Origin of the sequence: Halolactibacillus alkaliphilus (assembly GCF_900115465.1) — a bacterium.
In the GTDB taxonomy this organism is placed as follows: domain Bacteria; phylum Bacillota; class Bacilli; order Bacillales; family Amphibacillaceae; genus Halolactibacillus; species Halolactibacillus alkaliphilus.
In genome coordinates, this window is the sequence record NZ_FOWN01000005.1 from 1 (window position 1) to 20,733 (window position 20,733).

Here is a 20,733-nt window from a genome sequence, read left to right on the forward strand (position 1 = left end):
CCCGACTTAATCGAACTTAGAAGAAAACGACCATGATAAGCTTAGGCGCGGATGGTGCCTCAAAGGCATTAAAATAACCATCCGGCACAAGAAAACTCATCATGGTCGTTATTGAAGTCAAGGATGGCGGATACTACCTCGACAATAATTGATCAAATGAGTGGTGTTTTAGGTACCACCACATTTGACAGAGAACCTCTATAAGCGGGTAAGTTTTGTATTTCATTTCTTGCTATGCTATGCTAAATAAGTAACATTTTACATATCATGATTAAAAAGGAGTTCCAACAGTTATGAAAAAATCAAAAATGAAGATATTGCTGTATGCTTTGCTCATACTTATTATTGGGGTAAGTTATTATGTTCTGCTTCCACCTATTAACATTCAATCGCCAGGTTTTAGAATGTACCTTGTAGCGATTGTCTTGTCTGTGTTGTTCATTGAAATCTTCGCTGATTCTATTTTCGCACCACAAGCTTTAAGAAAGCTAAATAAAAAATATTACTTATTAGGCGTTGTGCTGCTCTTTATTGGTTTTAGTTTTATTCTGCAATTTTTTAATGGGCCAGTTTTTCGGGCAAAAGACTATTCGGCACTCATTGAAGTAGAAGAGAAAAATTTTGATACAGAGTTTCCAACCTTATCAACAGATCAAATTCCTATGCTTGATCGTGACACAGCAAAACGGCTAGGTGATCGTCGGATTGGTTCTTTAACAGATCTTGTGTCACAATTTGTACCAGCTGAAACTTATACTCAAATTAATATTGCTAATGAACCTTATCGTGTTACGCCTCTTGAATATGCGGGCTTTATGCAGTGGCTCAATAATCGTAATGAAGGTTTGCCAAATTATTTAGCGGTCGATATGGTCACAGGTGAAGTAGCAGTAGAAGATGTAGAAGATGGCATTAAGTACTCGCATGCAGAATTATTTAATCGAAATGTCCATCGATATTTACGATTCAAATACCCAACAAAAATGTTCCAAAATCCATCTTTTGAGGTTGACGATGATGGGCACCCACACTATATAGCGACGACGTATGAAAATCGCTTTTTATTTACCCAACAAGAACCAAGTGGTGTGATTGTATTAGATGCTGTGACGGGTGATACGGCAGCTTATACAATGGACGATATGCCAAATTGGGTAGATCGTATTTATTCTGCAGAACTCATTATCCAACAGCTCAATTATCGCGGTCTTTATACTAATGGCTTTTGGAACAGTGTCTTTCAAAAGCGCGGTGTGACAGAGACAACGAATGGGTATAATTATATTCCAATGTATGATGACGTTTATTTATATACGGGTGTAACAAGTATAAATCGTGACGCATCGAATATTGGGTTTTATTTAGTTAATTTGCGTACGAAAGATGCGACCTTTTATCCTGTCACATCGGCTGATGAGTTCTCAGCGATGGAATCAGCAGAAGGCAGCTTGCAACAGATGCGCTTTAATTCAACGTTTCCACTATTAATTAGCTTAGAGGATAAACCTTATTATATTTCATCACTTAAAGATGATTCAGGATTAGTACGTTCATACGCGCTTGTAGATGCGGTTGATTATCAAAAGGTAATAACTGCTGAGACTGTAGAAGTGTTGATTAGTCAAGTAACTGGTGAGACCGTTGAAGATAGTATCATTGAAGATGTCGAAACGGATGAAGAAGTGACGGAACTTACAGGACAAATTGAAGACATTGCCGAAGTTGTCGTTGATGGTAATACGGTATACTACTTTATGATTGACGGTGCCATCTACAAGGCCGATATTTCATTGAGTGATCAATTGCCATTTGTGAATATCGGTTCGAACATCAAAGGAGCGGTAACAGCTGAATTAGAGTTTCGTGCCTTTCAGTTAGTAGATGCCTTAACTGAAGATAGAGATACATCTAATGAGAATGAAATAAATGAAAATGATGTAGAGGAAAAGACCAGAGAAACATTGGATGATGAATCAACAACCACTGAGTAAATTGTCTATATTAAGAGAAGTACGCCCGCGTATTTAGTGGGTGTGCTTCTTATTTTTGGTAGAGGAATATACGTGATATAATGGAGATATTGTATAAAAGAGGTTTAAAACAGTTAAGTAAAATCTATAAAAGACTATAAATAACTATTGGTTATTTTCGCATTTTATATTATGTTAGGTATATAATATAAAAAATGGAAGTGATATGGAATGAAGAAATATAGCATAGGTCAATTTGCTAAAGAAATAGGAGTAACTGTTCAAACTTTGCGCAATTGGGATAAAACAGACAAGTTAAAACCTAATTATATAGCACCGTCTGGACATCGCTATTACTCACAACAACAACTTGAATATTTTCTAGGACTACATTCCCCGTCCACTGAATCAAGAATAACTATCGGCTACTGTCGAGTATCTTCTCACAAACAAAAGGATGACTTAGAAAGACAAGTGGAAAACATGGAGACATATCTACTATCTAGGGGTCAACCATATAAAATTATTAAAGATATCGGCAGTGGCATAAATTACAACAAAAAGGGATTAAATGAAATCATTGATTTAGTACTTAATTATAAAGTCGATACGGTTGTGGTTTTATACAAAGATAGATTACTGAGGTTTGGCTATGAGTTGCTTGATAATTTATTTTCTAAACATGGGACTAAAATTGAAATAATCGACAATACACCAAAAACAGATAATCAAGAACTGGTGGAGGATTTAATTCAAATTGTGACTGTATTTAGTTGTGGGTTGCAAGGTGAAAGGGCGAATAAAGCTAAGAAAATCATTAAGGAGTTGAGAGAAGATGATACTAGCGAGGAAGATAAGGATTAAACCAACTGAGGAGCAAGAAAAGCAATTGTGGAAATCAGTAGGTGTCGCTAGGTGGGTTTATAATTGGACATTAGACAGACAGCGTGAAAACTATGACAAAGGTGGAAAGTTTTTAAGTGATAGTATTTTAAGAAAAGAAATCACACAAATAAAACAACAAGAAGATTTTAAGTGGCTGGGTGATGTATCAAATAATGTGGCAAAACAAGCAGTAAAAGATGCTTGCGATTCATATAAGAGATTCTTCAAAGGATTAAGTGGTTTTCCTAAGTTTAAATCTAAAAAGAAATCTAAACCTTCATTCTATAATGACAATTTAAAATTGAAAGTTAAGAAAAATCTAGTATTGATTGAAAAGGTAGGATGGATTAAAACATCTGAACAGATTCCTATGGGTAAAAAATATTCTGACCCGAGAGTTTCACATGATGGGAAATATTGGTATTTATCAGTAGGAATCGAAAGAGAAGTAATTGAACAGGAATTAACAGAAGAAGTCATAGGGATTGACCTAGGAGTTAAAGATTTAGCCGTTTGTTCAAACGGAAAGGTGTTTAAGAACATTAATAAGACAAAAGAAATCAAGAAAATTGAGAAAAGATTACGCAGGTTACAGCGTAGTGTTTCTCGTAAATATGAAATGAATAAGGAGGGAAACCGTTTTGTCAAAACATGTAACATTATAAAAATCGAAAAAAGTATACAACGTCTACACAGACGATTAAATAATATTAGAAATAATCATATACACCAAGCAACAAATACTATCGTGAAAACCAAACCTAGTAAAGTTGTAATGGAGGATTTAAATATTTCTGGTATGATGAAAAATCGTCATTTAGCTAAGTCTATAGCGAAGCAAAAGTTGTATGAATTTATCCGACAAATGAAATACAAATGTGAAAAGAACGGAATTAAATTCATACAGGTACAGCGCTTCTTCCCTTCCTCTAAAACGTGTTCAGATTGCGGTCAAATTAAATCACACTTAAAATTATCAGATAGACTATATAAGTGTGATTGCGGTTTAGAGATTGATAGAGATTTGAACGCTTCATTGAATTTAGCTAACTATGGTAAATTAGCAGGATAATCACCTACAAGATACCTGTTAATGTGTAGGGTTCGTTGTACCCGAATTAACGCCTATGGAGTATCACATCAAACGAAAGTAGCTTAGGCAAAATCGGATACGTTGAAGTAGGAATTAAACATTACTTATAGATTTTTATAGGTTTTTGGCAACGGTGACACAATGAGTCAAATAGAAGAAAAACTAAAAGTATTGCCAAGCGAACCCGGTTGTTATTTGATGAAAGACAAACATGGGACAGTTATTTATGTTGGTAAGTCAAAGATGTTGAAAAATCGAGTGCGCTCTTATTTTACTGGTGCAAATGATCAAAAAACACAACGTCTTGTTCAAGAAATCATAGACTTTGAGTATATTGTGACATCTTCTGAGATTGAGGCACTCATATTAGAGATGAATTTGATAAAAAAATATGATCCAAAATATAATATTCTTTTAAAGGACGATAAGTCTTATCCTTATTTGAAAATTACCAATGAACGTCACCCACGCTTGATTATTACGCGTAAAGTATTAAAAGATAAAGCTAGATACTTTGGTCCTTATCCCAACGTCCTTGCGGCAAGAGAAACAAAAAAGCTACTAGATAGATTATATCCACTAAGAAAGTGCAATAACCCTTCTGGCAAATATTGTCTTTATTATCATTTAGGGCAGTGTTTAGCTTGTGCAGAAGACCCACCTAGTAAACGTTTTTATCAGGAGATTACGCAAGAAATAGCCTCTTTTCTAAAAGGTGGACATAAGAAAATTAAACAAACTATTGAGAAGAAAATGTATCAGTCAAGTGAGGCTCTGAATTTTGAGCGTGCAAAAGAACTGCGTGATCAACTGGCTCATATTGATGCAGTAATGGAACAACAAAAAATGACGCTTGAAGATCGAACAGATCGTGATATATTCAACTTCAGCTATGATAAAGGTTGGATGTGCGTACAAGTGTTTTTTATTAGACAAGGCAAATTGATAGAACGAGATGTATCAATATTTCCGTTTTTTGATGAACCCACAGATGTGTTTACAACCTTCGTAGCTCGTTTTTACTTGCATCAAAACCATTTGAAACCAAAGCAAGTACTCGTTCCAGCACCAATCGAATATGACATGTTAAAAGTGTTATTAAAAATAGATGTCGCGATTCCCTATCGAGGAAGGAAAAAAGAGCTGCTCGATTTAGCAGGAAAGAATGCCGAGATTGCTTTATCTGAAAAATTCCAGTTAATCGAACGTAATGAAGCACGTACAATTAAAGCTATCGAAACCTTAGGTGAGAAATTGCATATTGATATGCCTCATCGCATTGAGGCTTTTGATAATTCTAATATCCAAGGGACAGACCCAGTGAGTGCCATGGTCGTGTTTACTAATGGAAAGCCGGATAAAAAAGAGTACCGTAAGTATAAAATTCGTGGTGTCTCGGGGCCAGATGATTACGAGACTATGCGAGAAGTCATTAGGCGGCGTTATTCACGTGTGTTAAAAGATGGATTAGCTTTACCGGATTTGATTTTAGTTGATGGAAGTAAAGGACAAATACGCGCTGCCCGAGATGTATTAGAAAATGAGTTAGGGCTAGATGTCCCAATCGCTGGATTGGCTAAAGATGAGAAGCATAAAACGAGCGAATTACTCTACGGTGATCCACCTGAAGTGATCGATTTAGGTCGTAAATCACAAAGTTTCTATTTAATTCAGCGTATTCAAGATGAGGTTCATCGTTTTGCAATCACATTTCACCGTAGTTTACGTGGGAAGAATGCGATACGCTCTGAGCTTGATCAAATACCAGGAGTAGGTGAAAAAAGACGTCGTCTCTTGTTGACACACTTTCAATCGATTACGGAAATCAAACAAGCGGACCTTGAAACACTTATTCGTCTAGGAATTCCTAAGCCAACAGCTAAAACAATTCTCTTGCATTTGAATGAAGAAAAAGATGAAACAAAGCCCGGTGATGAAATACCTGAGGAGAACGAGGAAATAGAGCTTTAAAGCAAAGTATAAAGAGTTATTGACATAAAAACGTGAGTGCCTTTTTGGCTCCTCACGTTTTATGAAAAGTACTACCTATAATGCTTTACGCTAAATTCAATGAGGCCTTGTTTTACTTTGATTGATTCTTCTGTTTCACATTGAAATCCACGAATGGTTTCCATTGCTCCTGCGATAATACCAGATTCAAAGAGATAGCTTTGTTCAAGAGCTGCCTCTTTTCTAGCGGTCACTAGTTGTGATGTTAAAGTGAATAGATCCTCTGCTCGCTTTTCTTTTATGTGGACTAAATCACCGAATCCAAATAAATCGAAGGCCTCAATCAGTGAATCTATTGAAGTAATGTCTAATGTTCTACTCGTATTTTTACCTAAAATATAAAGTATTTTATCTTGGTCTTTACCAAGTAAATCAGGTAAAGCAATGAAGCGTAAAAGTTCATAACCTGGTTTGATAGATGTTTTTTCGTACACCTTTTTTAGTTGGTCTATTTTTTTCATTTGACGAGCCCCCTCTACAAGATATTATCACGTTTTTTTAGCTATTCTGCAATTGTTTTTTTAAAAAGTAACATATAAACCAATCGTTGCTGCACCAATGTAGTAAGCTGACATACTTTATAATTAAGGTGAACCTACACCGAGTGAGATGAGAGGAGTTTTGTTATGGCAAATCAACAGAAGCGCGTTTTAACAAGACGAGAGCATCAAGTGTTCCATCTACTTGCGCAAGGTTATGTAACAGCTGATATTGCCTCCGCATTAGGTATTACAGAAAAAACAGTAAGAAATCACATTTCCAATGTCATGCTGAAAATCGGCGCGAAAGATCGAACGCAAGCACTTGTGTATCTTGTGAAAACAGCTGAATTAGATATAGGGTAACTTAAAAAGTGACACCAATTGGTGCCACTTTTTAGTCGGATAAAGTTAAACGCTGTACTGCCTATAAATAAGTAATAGTAAGGAAAAAACATTCAATGCAAGAGCTCGATTAAGGTAAGACATTACCAGCTTTTTGATATAGTTTATACCATTCTTCACGTGTTAAGGTGACGTTACTTGCTTCGGCAATTTGTTTAAGTCTGTCAGGGCTCATCGTACCGACAATCGGCTGAATCTTTGCAGGGTGCCGTAAAATCCAGGCAGTAGCAAGAGTAGTATTAGTAATACCTTTTTCTTCTGCCATCTCATTTAATGCGTGATTAATTTCTGGAAAATCGGGATTGTTTAAAAAAGTCCCTTTAATTAATCCGTACTGGAATGGAGACCATGCTTGTAAAGTAATATTATTTATTCGGGCATAGTCAATGATGGCATGATCTCTGTTTTGACCGTTTACTGTAGCCATATTCACATTGAGACCGAAATCAATCATCGGTGTGTGCATAAGTGAAAATTGGACCTGATTAATAATGAGATCTTCCTTTAAATACTTTTTAAGTAACTCTATTTGTAAGGGATGATGATTGCTTACACCAAAGTATTTTACTTTTCCTTGTTGCTTTAACTTCGTAAATGCTTCTGCTACTTCTTCGGGTTCAACGAGTGCATCCGGTCGATGGAGAAGTAAGATATCTAAATAGTCCGTATCTAGTCTTTTTAATATACCCTCAGTAGAAGATACGATATGCTCTTTAGAGAAATCAAAGAACCCTTTTCTTATACCGCATTTTGATTGCAGTAAGATGTCTTCTCTTTTAGCAGATACGCGCTTAAAAGCATCACGAAAAACTTCTTCTGACTTCCCCCCACCGTAAATATCCGCATGGTCAAATAGATTGACTTCTAAATCAAGCGCATTTTGGATAATTGCCTCTGCTTCTATAGGTGATTTTTCACTTAGCCGCATTAAACCTAACCCTATTTCTGTTGCTAGTAAATCGCTTGTTCCTAATTGTATTGTTTTCATATGTCGTCCTCCTTGTGCCACTTTTAGTTAAGGGCTTTCATTTGTTATCTTAACATGAAATGTTGAACATAGGTAATCATGTACCTTTACTTACGCTCATCAAATTATTATACAATCATCTGAGATGATGTGGATAAATAATAAGTCTGTGTATATTGGTACATTAAATTTAATGATTATTTTACCGAGATACGTAAAAAAGTGTTATGATGATAGTTGCAGTGACATTGAATCTACAATGAAAGAAGGGGTTATTCGATGGAGACAGAATCAATGGATGCGATTGTCCGAATTGAGAAAAACATCCGCTATATTAACGGGATCATTAAACATAAAGGACGCGAAATTTTGAAAAATTACTGTATTACAACACCACAATTTATTGCTTTACAGTGGTTGTTGGAAGATGGGGACTTAACAATTGGTGAACTTTCAAATAAAATAAATTTAGCTTTTAGTACAACGACAGATTTAGTTGATCGCATGGAGAAAAATGTTCTTGTGGAGCGTAAACGTGACACAAAAGACCGCCGTGTAGTAAGGATTCACTTGTTGGATAAAGGGAGAGAAATTATTCAAGAAGTTATTGAAAAGCGTCAAGTATATTTAGCTGAAGTGTTAAAAGAAATGTCATCGACAGATGTAACCGTGCTAGATGATACGATGCGCATCTTATTAGAAAAGATGCAGTGGGAAAAAGAAAATAAAACAACGGATAGAAAATGAGGGATGTATAAGTGAATCGACCAATCGGAGTAATTGATTCTGGTGTGGGTGGTTTAACTGTGGCACGAGAATTAATGCGTCAATTACCAAAAGAACGACTCATATACTTAGGTGATACCGTACGTTGTCCTTACGGACCACGTCCAAAAGAAGAAGTCATTACCTTTACACAACAAATGATAGATTTCCTATTGAAAAAAGATATAAAATTGCTTGTGATTGCTTGTAACACAGCGACAGCATTTACGTTAGACTTATTGAAAGAAACGTTAGACATACCGGTTCTGGGTGTTATCCAACCGGGTGCACGTGCAGCTATAAAAGTAACAGAAACGAAAGATATTGGTGTGATTGGTACTGTAGGCACTATTGAATCGGAGGCTTATCCTGAGGCTTTACACAATATATCGGAAGATTTAACTGTTCATGGTCTTAGTTGCCCCCAATTTGTTCCCCTGGTTGAAAGTGGTAGATTTTCTGATGAAGCAAGTGAAGACATCGTAAGACATGCTTTAGAACCACTTAAAGCTTATAAGCAACTAGATACACTTATTTTAGGCTGCACTCACTATCCCATTTTGCATGAGCCTATTCAAAAGATTATGGGAGACAAGGTTCATATTATTTCTTCTGGTGAAGAAACGGCGCGTGAAGTAAGTGCTATTTTAAGTTATCAAGGCTTACATAATGAGTCGCACGAACGAGTAAATCATGAATTCTATACAACAGGTTCTAAAGAGGTTTTTAAACAAATTGCGAACAGATGGATGGACCAGCCAATCAAACATATTGAACAGGTTGTTATCGATGAATAATAAGATACAGAAGCTATACGCGATGTGTATAGCTTCTTTTGTGCCTAAAAGTTGACGGTCTAAAATACCTGCCTCAAATCATATAGTAGTGATAAAGTGATGGAGACGGGAGGAAATAGCATGAAAAATAAATTGTGGATGTATGTATTAATGATGAGCTGCTGTTTTATGCTAGTAGGGTGTGGAAAAGAAGATTATTCAGAGGTATTATCAGATGAGAGTTATACTTTTGAGTTAGAGGAACAACCAACGGTAAAGCGAGAGTTATACTTTTTATCTAGTGAAGGTTATGTGGTGCCAAATCAGTTACTGTTGCCGGTTCAAGAAGACCGAGCTGTATTGAAACAAGCATTGGAATATTTGGTTGAAGGAGGACCGATTGAGTCATTGTTACCCAGTGGTTTAGTCCCCGTTTTACCGGTGAACACAACTATTAGAGGTCTTAATATTACAGAAGATGAAACGTTAATTATTGACTTTTCTGCAGATTTTTTATCCTATGATGCAATGAAAGAAAAAAACATTTTGGAAGCTATCACTTACACTGCAACAAGTTTTCATGGGATAGAACGTATTAAATTATGGGTTGAGGGTGAAGAGATTAATGTTATGCCAAAACAAAAAACAATTATGACAAATGGATATAGTCGAGCAGAAGGGATTAATGTTTTAAAATCAGAAGCGATAGACTATTTAACAACAACACCTGTAACGATGTATTACCCTTATTATGTAAATGAAACGTGTTACTTTATCCCGACGACAGCTTATGTTCCTCAAGATATAAATATTAAAGAGGTTGTTATTCAATCGCTTATAAATGGACCAGGTGTTTATGAAAATGTCTCTCATATCGTAGAAAAGCATGTCAATGTTATGAAAGTAGCGCAAACAGATGATTTGATTACTGTTACCTTATCGGATGAAGTGTTAACAACAGAAGGGAAGCTTCAATCTAATATTTTAGAGACAATGGTATTAACGCTTACGGAATTTGATGATGTTAAACAAGTACAGCTAAAAGTTGAAGGTATAGATGACCTCACTGCTGATCAGTCGTCTGGATATGTTGAAGCTATGACTAGAGAGGATGTATTAAACCCGACGAGCCTTTAACTTACTATCGATTGATTCGACATTCGATTAATTAAAAACTAGAAATACATTATGAAGCGGACCTTTCATGCGAAAAATATGTTACGATAGGATAGATAATTAAAGGGGGAACAAAACTTGAGACCAAACAATCGATTAGAAAATGAATTACGAGATATAACAATTGAAACAGGTTTTATTAAACATCCAGAAGGGTCCGTGTTAATTACGGTTGGCGATACTAAAGTCATTTGTAATGCCTCTATTGAAGAACGTGTGCCGCCGTTCATGCGTAATCAAGGAAAGGGATGGATTACAGCAGAATATCAAATGTTGCCACGTGCAACTGAGCAACGAAACATACGTGAAGCAGCAAAAGGGAAATTAAGTGGTCGTACGATGGAAATTCAGCGCTTGATCGGACGCGCACTGCGTGCTGTTGTAGATTTAGAGAAATTGGGAGAACGGACGATTTGGGTTGACTGTGACGTGATTCAAGCAGATGGTGGTACACGTACGGCATCCATCACGGGTGCTTTTGTTGCAATGGTCCTAGCACTTGGTAAGCTCGTTGACAATAAAGTACTTGAAACTTTACCCATCACAGACTACTTAGCAGCTATTTCTGTTGGTGTGATGCCTGATAGTAGTACTATTCTTGATTTAGAATATGTTGAAGATTCTCAAGCAGCAGTCGATATGAATGTTGTGATGACAGGTAACGGCGAATTTGTAGAAATTCAAGGAACCGGTGAAGAAGCAACGTTTTCTCATAAAGAGTTGTTAAGTATGTTAAACCTAGCAGAAGAAGGTATTACAAATTTATTTGAATATCAAAAACAAGCTATCGGTGATTATGCACAACTTATTGATCAAATGGAAGAAGTAGAATAAGAAACCCCTCAGATTAAGTGTTTTTATAACGCTTATTCTGAGGGGTTTTTCTGTATAAATCACTTATCGTTTTTGACGGGAGGATGTTTTCCTCTAAAAGCGATGAGGATTTTAAGTGAAGGAGTTCCGTTACAAGGGATTGGTGAAGCTTTATACTGAGATACTGGCCTTTGTCGTTATGGGTTTTAGCCTTCTTGTCAATAGACGCATCCACATAGGGTGCGACGCAGTTTTTACAACACATCATCAATCTACTAGTGAAAAAATGCAATAAATTTTGTTGGAATATCAAAATATTACTTAGTCTTAAACCGTATAATCAAGAAGAAATCATGACATTGTTGGTGTGAATCTTTAAGAATAATCTTGTAAGCTAATGATCCGCAATATTAGATAAGTTTTTACATAAGTTGTGCTTAATTTACCATAAAAATTGAAATTGGTAAATGTATATGGTAAAATATGCATAGGTAAAAATATCAATGATTGAGGTGGTTAAAATTTATATAGCACATATTCGATCTACAGATAGGCAAATTCAAACTGTTCGGCAACATCTTATTGAAACTAAAGAAATTTGTGAAAAAATCGGAAATAAGATACATATGAAACATGTTGCGGGATTAGCGGGATTATTACACGATATGGGAAAGTTTACAACAGGATTTAAAAATTATATTATGCAAGCAGTAAATGACCCTGAAAATGCTCCGATAAGAGGATCTATTGATCACTCAACGGCTGGTGGGAGGCTGTTATTCGAGAAATACTACAACAATCATTCTGTTAATAAGATCATGGTTGAAATTATTGGAAATGGGATTTTATCTCATCATGGATATTTACAAGACTATCTCAATTCAAATCTAGAATTGAAATTCCTAAATCGAATTAAAGATAAAGAGTTAGAAGATTACAATGAAGCTAAAATAAATTTCTTTTTGGAAGTCATGTCCGAAAAAGAAATTGAAAATTATGTAAACATCGCGTTAAATGAAATGAATCAATTCCTCAACAAAATTAAAGAACCAAACTACTCCACTACAATAATGTTACTTACCAAATATATCTTTAGTGCGTTAATCGATGCTGATCGAACGAGTACAAGATGTTTTGAAGATAATATTTCTTATAATGAACAGTTCACCCATCACTCTTTTGAAAAAGACTACGAAAAATTACTTTGTGAAATTGACGCTTTAAACAACAATTCAGTAAATATAACCCCCATTAATAAATTAAGGCAAAAAATGTCCGATGAATGTGATCAGGTAGCTTCTAAAGCCTCCGATGTATTCACTCTTTCAATTCCTACAGGCGGTGGAAAAACATTATCAAGCCTTAGATATGCTTTAAAACATGCTGTTAAATATAACAAAAAAAGAATCATATATATTGTACCGTATACGACTATTATTGAACAAAACGCTGAAGTAGTCAGGAATCTACTAAGGAATACTACAACTTTAGTGGAACACCACTCAAATGTATTTTATGAAAATAATAACAATTCTGAAGATGAGATAGACGAAGAAGTAATGACTATAGAAAACAAACTGCTATTGGCTAGGGATAATTGGGATGCTCCTGTAATTTTTAGTACAATGGTGCAATTCCTAAATATTTTTTATTCTTCAGGAACAAGGAATATCAGACGCTTACACAACTTGAGTGAATCCGTTATTATTTTTGATGAAGTACAGAAGGTCCCTGTTAAATGTATTGCTCTTTTTAACGCAACAGTTAACTTTTTGAATAATTACTGCGACTCTAGTATTGTGCTATGTACGGCTACACAACCCGCATTAAAAGACGTAGAACACAATTTAATGATAGGTAAAGATACTGAGATGATTAGTCGAATTGATGATGTGAATGAAGCATTTAAACGTGTAGAGATTTGTGATATAGCTACCGGTAATCAATTATCGACTGTTGAATTAGCGGATTTTATTGAAAAACAAACATGTGAGGTTACAAGTCAATTAGTTATATTGAATACTAAATCAGTGGTAAAGAAGCTTTATCACGTATTAAAAGAAAGATTAGAAGATACTAAAGTTTATCACTTGAGCACATCGATGTGTGCCAGTCATCGACGTGATATCTTAAAAAATGTGCATAAGGAGTTGGAATCAAATCAACCGGTAATTTGTCTTAGTACACAATTAATTGAAGCTGGGGTAGATATAAGCTTTCAACAAGTCGTGAGATCTTTAACTGGTTTAGATTCAATTGCTCAAGCAGCGGGACGCTGCAATAGGCACGGTGAATGTAAGTTGGGAAGGGTATATTTGATTGATCACAAAGAGGAGAATTTGAGTCGACTGCCCGAAATATCTATTGGTAAGGATATCACCAAAAAAATGTTAATAGATTTAAGTAAAGATTCAAATGTTTTCAAGGGGAATATCTTGTCGAGGAACGCGATGGAGTATTTTTTTAGAGAGTATTATAGCGAGTTGTCCTTTGAAATTGACTACAACATCCCATCACTTAATGTCAAAATGACGGACTTACTATTAACTAACAATAATAAAAGTAAATGGTATATGGAATTTACAAACAAATTTAAAACTGGCTATCCATTATTTTCGCATGGTAGCTTTCAAACAGCAGCCAAAAACTTTAATGCGATTGATAGTGTTACCACCTCTGTTATTGTACCTTTTAAAGAGGGGCGAGAGATTATTGCGGATATAAATGGTGAAAAAAGAATAGAGGATATCTCTATATTATTTAAAAAAGCTCAACACTACAGTGTGAATTTGCACGCAAACGAATTTAATTTACTGCGGTCAGTTGGTGCAGTCATGGATTATTTTGAAGGGAAATTATTTGCTTTAGCTGAAGGTTTTTACAGTGAAGAGGTCGGACTAGATATGCTTGGTGAATCGAATCTATCTGATCAAATTATTTAAATCTGCTTTATTTAATAATGATATATCTTCTTAGATTAAATACTATATTCATTACCCTAGAATGTTATTATACCGATAACATTATATCTTTTAAGTTCAATATGATGTGTTATTTCGATAAGGATAATGGTAAAGATGTGCGGCTATAATTAGAAACTAAGTCGCCACATTAGTTTTTTGTAAAAAAATGAATGCGCTTTCTTTTGTGCGTGTTGTTTCACTTGTTCACTTACAATTGAAAGGAGGTGAAATCATGAGGAATAGTATTGAGTTCAATTTATATGGTGACTACGGTTTATTTACAGATCCACTAACTAAGATTGGTGGAGAGAAAATGACTTATCAAATACCGACTTATCAGGCACTTAAAGGTATAGTCGAGTCGATTTATTGGAAGCCTACGCTAATCATGATTGTTGATGAGTTGCGGATATTAAATCCTATACAAATGGAATCTAAAGGTATTCGTCCAATTGAGTATAATGGCGGAAATACATTAGCTAACTACACTTATTTAAAAAATCCTCTTTATCAAGTTAGAGCCCATTTTGAATTTAATATGAATCGACCTGATATGGCTTATGATCGTAATGAACATAAACACCATAATGTGTTAAAGAGATCCTTGAAAGTTGGCGGGCGCCGAGATATATTTTTGGGTACAAGAGAGTGTCAGGGTTATGTTGAGCCTTGTGTATTTGGAGAAGGCAAAGGTTACTATGATAATGTAGAGGAGATGCATTTCGGTACAATGGTTCATGGTCTTAATTATCCTGATGAGACAGGAACAGATAATCTTGAAGTCCGGTTATGGCATCCTGTTATGAGAAAGGGTGTAATAAAATTCGAACGACCAGAAGAGTGCAGGAATGTGAAAAGAATCAAAAAAATGACTAATAAAACATTTGATAAAAGTAACGTTGAACCGGTAGAAGATTTATGGAGTGAAATTGAAGAGGGGGTGAATAGATGAGTTGGTTGCAATCTTTGAAGGAGACGTATGATAGTAATCATGAGCATATTGGTAAGGAACTTACACGTGCAAATGATAAAAAGTTCACGCTACTTCCTATATCTCATACAACACAAAATGCGCATATTGAGATAACCTTAACACCTGATGGGGATTTTCACTCAGCGAAAGTTTTGGAGAAGGAAAACACCCTTATACCGACAACTGAAGCTTCAGCTAGTAGAGCCGGTAGAGTCATAGCTCCTTATCCACTTCACGATAAACTATCTTATTGTGCGGGTGATTTAGTCGATTATGGTGGTAGTGAAAAGGAGAAAAATCAGTTCGATGCTTATATCGCTCAGCTTAAGAATTGGGTTGACAGTAGGCACTGTCATAATAAGATTATGGCGATATATACTTATACCAAGAAAAGAACGACCATAAAAGATTTAATTGAAAATAATATTCTATATATAGACAATGGTGAACTCATTCAAAAGTGGGATAAAACTGTTGAGGATATGTATGGAGAAAAAGCACCTATTTATAAAGTGGTGCCTAGTGATATCATAGCAGCTTTTGTAAGGTTTAATGTTAGGACAGGAGTAGCTAATGAAAAAGCAATATGGGAAGATGATGCCGTTTACCAATCATTTATTAATTACTACAATGAGCTATTACGTGATGAAGAATTATGTTACGTAAGTGGTGAAGTTATACCAAGTACAAATAGACACGCAAATAAAATACGTCACGCAGCGGATAAAGCAAAGCTAATTTCATCTAATGACACTTCTGGATATACTTATAGAGGTCGATTTGATAGTAGTGATGAGGCAGTCTCTATTGGTTATATTACATCGCAAAAGGCCCATAATGCCTTAAAATGGCTAATTAATAAACAGGGTGATGTGATAGATGAGCGAGTATTTTTAGTGTGGGGAAATGATATGGTTGAGATTATTAACCCTGCAGAAGATCTTGCGTCAACAAATCCGATTTTTTCTGCGGATAAAATTATTAAAATCGATACACTAGAAAACTATGCAAATGAAGTATCAAAAGCTATGAAAGGGTATAGTGGAGATTTATCTCACACTTCTAATGTAAATATTTTAGTTTTAGATTCTGCAACAACCGGTAGACTAAGTGTACTTTACTACAGGTCTTTAGAAAAAGAGTTATATTTAAATAAAATAATTCACTGGCACGCTACATGTCAATGGTTACATCGATATAAAAAGGGTGAAGACAAGAAAGAAATAGTTTTTTACGGCGCGCCATCAACTAAAGATATTGGTTTTGCTGCATATGGCTCACATGCAAATAAGAAAGTAATTAAAGGGCTAATGTCAAGAATGCTCCCCTGCATTATTGATGGTAGAAAAATACCTAGTGATATAGTGAGGAGTGCTCTTAGTAGAGCGTCTAATCCTGTTTCGATGGATCGTTGGGAATGGCTGAAAACGCTTAGTATAACTTGTGCGCTAATTAATAGACAGGAGGGATTAGGTGTGACATTAAATAATGATATAAATGATAGAAGTTATTTGTTTGGTAGATTACTGGCAGTTGCTCATAATTTAGAGAGCTGGGCAATAAATACGCAAGGGGGCAGCCGAAGAACCAATGCGGAACGTTACATGGTGAACTTCTCAAATAAACCACTTCAAACGTGGAAAAACATTTATGGAAGTTTAACCCCATATAAAGATCGTTTAGGTTATAAAGCCACTAAACTGGAGCAATTAATGCTAGAAATAATGGATAGGTTTTCTTATGAAGAATTTAATGACCAACCTTTAGACGGGAAATATCTATTGGGTTTTTCTAGTCAACTTATTGCATTGGATCAGCGAAACAAAAATGAGGAGGAAATATAATGACAACTTTAGATCATAAAATCGATTTTGCAGTTTTAATTTCAGTAAATAAAGCGAACCCAAACGGTGATCCACTTAATGGTAATCGTCCTAGACAAAATTTTGATGGCTTCGGTGAAATCTCTGATGTAGCAATCAAACGTAAATTAAGAAATCGTTTATTAGATATGGGAGAAACTATATTTGTGCAATCAGATGATAAGAAAACAGATGGCTATAAAAGCTTAAAAGATCGAGCAGATGCAAATGAACTACTTATAAAATATAGTAAAGGTAAGGAAAAGGATAGAGAAAAATATGCTGAAGTTGCTTGTGAAACATGGATGGATGTCCGCAGTTTCGGTCAAGTATTTGCCTTTAAAGCGGATAGTGTGTCAGTGGGTGTTAGAGGACCGGTTTCTATACATACCGCAACAAGTGTAGACCCGATCGATATTACTAGTATGCAAATCACAAAAAGTGTTAACTCCGAAACGAGTGATAAAAAAGGATCGGATACGATGGGGATGAAACATCGTGTTGATTTCGGATTATATTTACTTAAAGGAAGTATTAATACGCAATTAGCAGAAAAAACACGGTTCACAAACGATGATGCTTTAAAAATAAAAGAAGCCTTAATAACGCTATTTGAGAATGATGCCTCGTCTGCTAGACCTGATGGCAGCATGGAAGTATTTAAATTGATTTGGTGGGAGCATAATTCTAAATTAGGGCAGTATTCCTCTGCTAAAGTTCACCGTTCAATCGAAATCAAAAAAAAGATTGATGTGCCCAAAGATATAAACGATTATACTATGCATGTTAATGAATTAGAAGGATTGAAAGTTGAAGTTTTAGATGGAAAGTAATGCAGATGAGTATTTAATGCTCTCAGGCATTCAACATTTCGAGTTTTGCCCAAGGCAATGGGCACTGATTCATATAGAACAACAGTGGGATGAAAACGTAAGAACACTTCAGGGAAAACATCTACATCGAAATGCTGACCAACCTTTTACTAAAGAAAATAGAGGAAATAAAAGCATAGTAAGAGCTATGCCAGTGCAATCTCATTCCCTAAAGATTAGTGGGATATGTGACGTTGTTGAATTTATTAAAGATTCAAAGGGAGTTTTTATTCCTGAAATGGAAGATAAGTACAAAGTGTATCCAGTTGAATATAAACGGGGTAAACCTAAACAAAATGACGCGGATGTTTTACAATTAACTGCTCAAGCTATCTGCTTAGAAGAAATGTTATTAATAGATATAAAAACGGGTTTTTTATTCTATGATGAAATAAAAAGAAGAGTTGAAATTGAGTTTACTCCTAAACTTAAACAGAAGGTACGAGACCAAACACAAAAAATGCAGGAGTATTATATAAGAAAGCACACACCTAAAGTGAAAACGGGAACCTTTTGTAAAAACTGTTCTTTAAAAGATGTTTGTTTACCTGATTTGATGGCTAAGGAATCAGCTAGTAAATACATCGAGAGGAAAATAAAAGAATGAAGAGACTGCTTAATACGTTATTTGTTACTCAACCAAATGTATACCTATCATTGGATGGAGATAATGTAGTTTTGCTAAAAGAAGAAGAGAAATTAGGTAGGCTACCACTTCATAATTTAGAATCAATTGTATCATTTGGTTATACAGGAGCAAGTCCGGGTTTGATGGGTTATTGCGCAAAAAACAATATTTCGATTGTATTCTTGAAGCAATCCGGCCAATTTTTAGCGAGGGTGATTGGTGAGAGTAGAGGTAATGTAATTTTAAGAAAGGAGCAATATCGAAGGTCAGACAATAATATAAGTTCTTGTTATATTGCTAAAAATTTTATTTTAGCTAAAGTATATAACCAAAAGTGGATGATTGAACGTATGACAAGAGACTATCCAATGCGAATAGAACTTAAGAAATTTAAAGAGGTTTCGAATGATCTTACAGATTTAATGAATGATATTCGAATATCTGAAGATTTAGATTCTTTGCGAGGTTTGGAAGGACAAGCAGCGCTTAGATATAACTCGCTTTTCGATCAAATGATTCTTCAACAGAAAGAAGTATTTTATTTTCATTCAAGAAATAGAAGACCTCCTTTAGATAACGTAAATGCACTTTTATCATTGGCCTATACGTTGCTAGCCAATGATGTTACATCGGCGTGTGAATCTGTGGGTTTAGATGCTTACGTTGGTTTCCTTCATCGGGACCGACCGGGTAGAGCTTCATTAGCTTTAGATTTAATGGAGGAATTAAGAGGCGTGTACGCTGAACGATTTGTTTTATCAATGATAAATAAAAAAATGGTAACTGATACAGATTTCTTAAGAAAAGAAAATGGCGCAGTCTTACTTACCGATGAATCTCGTAAAAAGTTTATCAAAGCATGGCAAACAAAAAAACAAGAAAAAATTACACACCCGTTTTTAAACGAAAAAATAAGTTGGGGACTAGTTCCTTTTTCGCAAGCAATGCTTTTTGCAAGATATTTAAGAGGTGATTTAGAAGAATATCCTCCGTTTTTCTGGAAGTAGGTGATTGGATGCTTATTTTAGTAACATATGATGTTCGTACTTCAAGTATAGGAGGGACAAAGAGGCTAAGAAAAGTATCAAAGATTTGCCAAAATTATGGTCAGCGTGTGCAAAATTCAGTATTTGAATGTATTGTCGACTCTGCCCAATTCACTGAATTGAAATATACCTTAGAAAAAACTATAGATGTTCAAGAAGATAGTTTAAGATTCTATCGCTTAGGAGAAAATCATAAAAATAAAGTGACACATATCGGCACTAAAGAGTCTATTGATATAGAAGACCCACTTATTTTTTAGTGCGAATCATAAGCGCACATAAATTCTTTTAGTCATTCGCACTAAAAATTGCGTCAATTAGTCATTATATTAGATAAAACGTTTTAATATCTATATATTATTGAGATGAAAAGTGGAATAATAGTTGTTTTTTTCAACACTTGTGCTTAATAGTTGAAAAAAACGCAGTCGCACCCCATGTGGGTGCGTGGATTGAAATCCAGTCGGCATTGACATGGAACCTTTGCACCCTAAGTCGCACCCCATGTGGGTGCGTGGATTGAAATATATATATCACTCCTTATAATTTTAAGAAATAAAGTCGCACCCCATGTGGGTGCGTGGATTGAAATTTCACCTTTACACTTTGGACAAATAACTTCCCTTGTCGCACCCCATGTGGGTGCGTGGATTGAAATTATTTTCATCGCTAAAATCAATGTGATATTCTTTGTCGCACCCCATGTGGGTGCGTGGATTGAAATTTAGTTTCACCGTTTACCTCTTTTTCCGTTATCTCGTCGCACCCCATGTGGGTGCGTGGATTGAAATAATCAAAAAACCATTTAAAGATTATTTTGTTAGAGTCGCACCCCATGTGGGTGCGTGGATTGAAATAGATAAAGTTAATGCTATACGTTTATTAATATTGTCGCACCCCATGTGGGTGCGTGGATTGAAATAAAAAAATTACCGGTGCTCGTGCTTAATTTAAAGTCGCACCCCATGTGGGTGCGTGGATTGAAATTTAAAAGTTTGACGTAGTGAGTTATAACTCTGTGTCGCACCCCATGTGGGTGCGTGGATTGAA

18 protein-coding genes and 1 CRISPR repeat array are annotated in these 20,733 nt (G+C 35.3%); of the genes, 16 read left to right on the top strand and 2 right to left on the bottom strand.

The window, feature by feature from the left end:
• Positions 1-293 precede the first annotated feature (293 nt).
• The 4 genes from BM163_RS03260 (at position 294) to uvrC (ending at position 5,919) form a co-directional block, all read left to right on the top strand.
• A complete protein-coding gene (locus BM163_RS03260) occupies positions 294-1,991 on the top strand; it encodes a hypothetical protein (protein WP_174787613.1) in 1,698 nt (565 codons plus the stop codon).
• 210 nt (positions 1,992-2,201) lie between these two features.
• Positions 2,202-2,834 (top strand): IS607 family transposase, encoded by a 633-nt coding sequence (locus BM163_RS03265; protein ID WP_089800202.1) that lies wholly within the window; start codon positions 2,202-2,204, stop codon positions 2,832-2,834.
• Complete coding sequence (locus BM163_RS03270) at positions 2,806-3,927, top strand: RNA-guided endonuclease InsQ/TnpB family protein (protein WP_089800204.1); 1,122 nt, start codon at positions 2,806-2,808, stop codon at positions 3,925-3,927. Before BM163_RS03265 ends, BM163_RS03270 begins: the two co-directional genes overlap by 29 nt.
• Before the next feature lie 162 nt (positions 3,928-4,089).
• Positions 4,090-5,919 carry an excinuclease ABC subunit UvrC gene (gene uvrC / locus BM163_RS03275; RefSeq protein ID WP_089800206.1) on the top strand — a complete coding sequence of 610 codons (1,830 nt, stop codon included), beginning with the start codon at positions 4,090-4,092 and terminating at the stop codon, positions 5,917-5,919.
• A 71-nt stretch (positions 5,920-5,990) separates the two neighbouring features.
• Here the strand turns inward: uvrC and BM163_RS03280 are convergent, their stop codons facing one another.
• On the bottom strand, positions 5,991-6,419 hold the full coding sequence (locus tag BM163_RS03280) for a DUF2507 domain-containing protein (protein WP_089800208.1): 429 nt from the start codon (positions 6,417-6,419) through the stop codon (positions 5,991-5,993).
• A gap of 165 nt (positions 6,420-6,584) precedes the next feature.
• Here BM163_RS03280 and BM163_RS03285 point away from each other — a divergent pair, with 165 nt between their 5' ends.
• The gene (locus BM163_RS03285) at positions 6,585-6,803 is read left to right on the top strand and encodes a helix-turn-helix domain-containing protein (protein WP_089800209.1); all 219 of its coding nucleotides are present in this window, start codon (positions 6,585-6,587) and stop codon (positions 6,801-6,803) included.
• 109 nt (positions 6,804-6,912) lie between these two features.
• Here BM163_RS03285 and BM163_RS03290 read toward each other — a convergent pair whose 3' ends face one another.
• Positions 6,913-7,830, bottom strand: coding sequence for an aldo/keto reductase (locus BM163_RS03290; protein ID WP_089800211.1), 918 nt, complete (start codon positions 7,828-7,830; stop codon positions 6,913-6,915).
• Between the two features lie 258 nt (positions 7,831-8,088).
• Here BM163_RS03290 and BM163_RS03295 point away from each other — a divergent pair, with 258 nt between their 5' ends.
• The 11 genes from BM163_RS03295 to cas2 all read left to right on the top strand — a co-directional run bounded on the left by BM163_RS03295 (position 8,089) and on the right by cas2 (position 19,943).
• The gene (locus BM163_RS03295; protein ID WP_089800212.1) at positions 8,089-8,556 is read left to right on the top strand and encodes a MarR family winged helix-turn-helix transcriptional regulator; all 468 of its coding nucleotides are present in this window, start codon (positions 8,089-8,091) and stop codon (positions 8,554-8,556) included.
• A gap of 11 nt (positions 8,557-8,567) precedes the next feature.
• Positions 8,568-9,371, top strand: coding sequence for a glutamate racemase (gene racE / locus BM163_RS03300; protein WP_089800214.1), 804 nt, complete (start codon positions 8,568-8,570; stop codon positions 9,369-9,371).
• Positions 9,372-9,491: 120 nt separating this feature from the next.
• Positions 9,492-10,487 carry a GerMN domain-containing protein gene (locus tag BM163_RS03305; RefSeq protein ID WP_170243618.1) on the top strand — a complete coding sequence of 332 codons (996 nt, stop codon included), beginning with the start codon at positions 9,492-9,494 and terminating at the stop codon, positions 10,485-10,487.
• A 117-nt stretch (positions 10,488-10,604) separates the two neighbouring features.
• Complete coding sequence (rph, locus tag BM163_RS03310; RefSeq protein WP_089800217.1) at positions 10,605-11,360, top strand: ribonuclease PH; 756 nt, start codon at positions 10,605-10,607, stop codon at positions 11,358-11,360.
• Positions 11,361-11,842: 482 nt separating this feature from the next.
• Complete coding sequence (locus tag BM163_RS03315; RefSeq protein ID WP_089800220.1) at positions 11,843-14,281, top strand: CRISPR-associated helicase/endonuclease Cas3; 2,439 nt, start codon at positions 11,843-11,845, stop codon at positions 14,279-14,281.
• Between the two features lie 253 nt (positions 14,282-14,534).
• Entirely contained in the window at positions 14,535-15,254 is a 720-nt protein-coding gene (cas5c, locus tag BM163_RS03320; protein WP_089800223.1) for a type I-C CRISPR-associated protein Cas5c, read from the top strand.
• A complete protein-coding gene (cas8c, locus tag BM163_RS03325) occupies positions 15,251-17,119 on the top strand; it encodes a type I-C CRISPR-associated protein Cas8c/Csd1 (protein ID WP_089800225.1) in 1,869 nt (622 codons plus the stop codon). Before cas5c ends, cas8c begins: the two co-directional genes overlap by 4 nt.
• On the top strand, positions 17,119-17,970 hold the full coding sequence (cas7c, locus tag BM163_RS03330; RefSeq protein ID WP_089800227.1) for a type I-C CRISPR-associated protein Cas7/Csd2: 852 nt from the start codon (positions 17,119-17,121) through the stop codon (positions 17,968-17,970). The genes cas8c and cas7c overlap by 1 nt, the downstream gene beginning before the upstream one ends.
• On the top strand, positions 17,960-18,616 hold the full coding sequence (gene cas4 / locus BM163_RS03335; RefSeq protein ID WP_089800229.1) for a CRISPR-associated protein Cas4: 657 nt from the start codon (positions 17,960-17,962) through the stop codon (positions 18,614-18,616). The genes cas7c and cas4 overlap by 11 nt, the downstream gene beginning before the upstream one ends.
• The gene (gene cas1c, locus BM163_RS03340; RefSeq protein ID WP_089800231.1) at positions 18,613-19,644 is read left to right on the top strand and encodes a type I-C CRISPR-associated endonuclease Cas1c; all 1,032 of its coding nucleotides are present in this window, start codon (positions 18,613-18,615) and stop codon (positions 19,642-19,644) included. Before cas4 ends, cas1c begins: the two co-directional genes overlap by 4 nt.
• A gap of 8 nt (positions 19,645-19,652) precedes the next feature.
• The gene (gene cas2, locus BM163_RS03345; RefSeq protein WP_089800233.1) at positions 19,653-19,943 is read left to right on the top strand and encodes a CRISPR-associated endonuclease Cas2; all 291 of its coding nucleotides are present in this window, start codon (positions 19,653-19,655) and stop codon (positions 19,941-19,943) included.
• A 167-nt stretch (positions 19,944-20,110) separates the two neighbouring features.
• A CRISPR array of direct repeats spans positions 20,111-20,670; the repeat unit is 32 nt; unit sequence GTCGCACCCCATGTGGGTGCGTGGATTGAAAT.
• The last annotated feature ends 63 nt before the right edge of the window (positions 20,671-20,733 follow it).

Excerpts from the sequence above, each read along its gene's own strand:
- BM163_RS03260 (WP_174787613.1), top strand. The coding sequence starts at position 294 with ATGAAAAAATCAAAAATGAAGATATTGCTGTATGCTTTGCTCATACTT.
- BM163_RS03265 (WP_089800202.1), top strand. The coding sequence starts at position 2,202 with ATGAAGAAATATAGCATAGGTCAATTTGCTAAAGAAATAGGAGTAACT.
- BM163_RS03270 (WP_089800204.1), top strand. The coding sequence starts at position 2,806 with ATGATACTAGCGAGGAAGATAAGGATTAAACCAACTGAGGAGCAAGAA.
- uvrC (WP_089800206.1), top strand. The coding sequence starts at position 4,090 with ATGAGTCAAATAGAAGAAAAACTAAAAGTATTGCCAAGCGAACCCGGT.
- BM163_RS03280 (WP_089800208.1), bottom strand. The coding sequence starts at position 6,419 with ATGAAAAAAATAGACCAACTAAAAAAGGTGTACGAAAAAACATCTATC.
- BM163_RS03285 (WP_089800209.1), top strand. The coding sequence starts at position 6,585 with ATGGCAAATCAACAGAAGCGCGTTTTAACAAGACGAGAGCATCAAGTG.
- BM163_RS03290 (WP_089800211.1), bottom strand. The coding sequence starts at position 7,830 with ATGAAAACAATACAATTAGGAACAAGCGATTTACTAGCAACAGAAATA.
- BM163_RS03295 (WP_089800212.1), top strand. The coding sequence starts at position 8,089 with ATGGAGACAGAATCAATGGATGCGATTGTCCGAATTGAGAAAAACATC.
- BM163_RS03305 (WP_170243618.1), top strand. The coding sequence starts at position 9,492 with ATGAAAAATAAATTGTGGATGTATGTATTAATGATGAGCTGCTGTTTT.
- BM163_RS03315 (WP_089800220.1), top strand. The coding sequence starts at position 11,843 with ATGATTGAGGTGGTTAAAATTTATATAGCACATATTCGATCTACAGAT.
- cas5c (WP_089800223.1), top strand. The coding sequence starts at position 14,535 with ATGAGGAATAGTATTGAGTTCAATTTATATGGTGACTACGGTTTATTT.
- cas8c (WP_089800225.1), top strand. The coding sequence starts at position 15,251 with ATGAGTTGGTTGCAATCTTTGAAGGAGACGTATGATAGTAATCATGAG.
- cas7c (WP_089800227.1), top strand. The coding sequence starts at position 17,119 with ATGACAACTTTAGATCATAAAATCGATTTTGCAGTTTTAATTTCAGTA.
- cas4 (WP_089800229.1), top strand. The coding sequence starts at position 17,960 with ATGGAAAGTAATGCAGATGAGTATTTAATGCTCTCAGGCATTCAACAT.
- cas1c (WP_089800231.1), top strand. The coding sequence starts at position 18,613 with ATGAAGAGACTGCTTAATACGTTATTTGTTACTCAACCAAATGTATAC.
- cas2 (WP_089800233.1), top strand. The coding sequence starts at position 19,653 with ATGCTTATTTTAGTAACATATGATGTTCGTACTTCAAGTATAGGAGGG.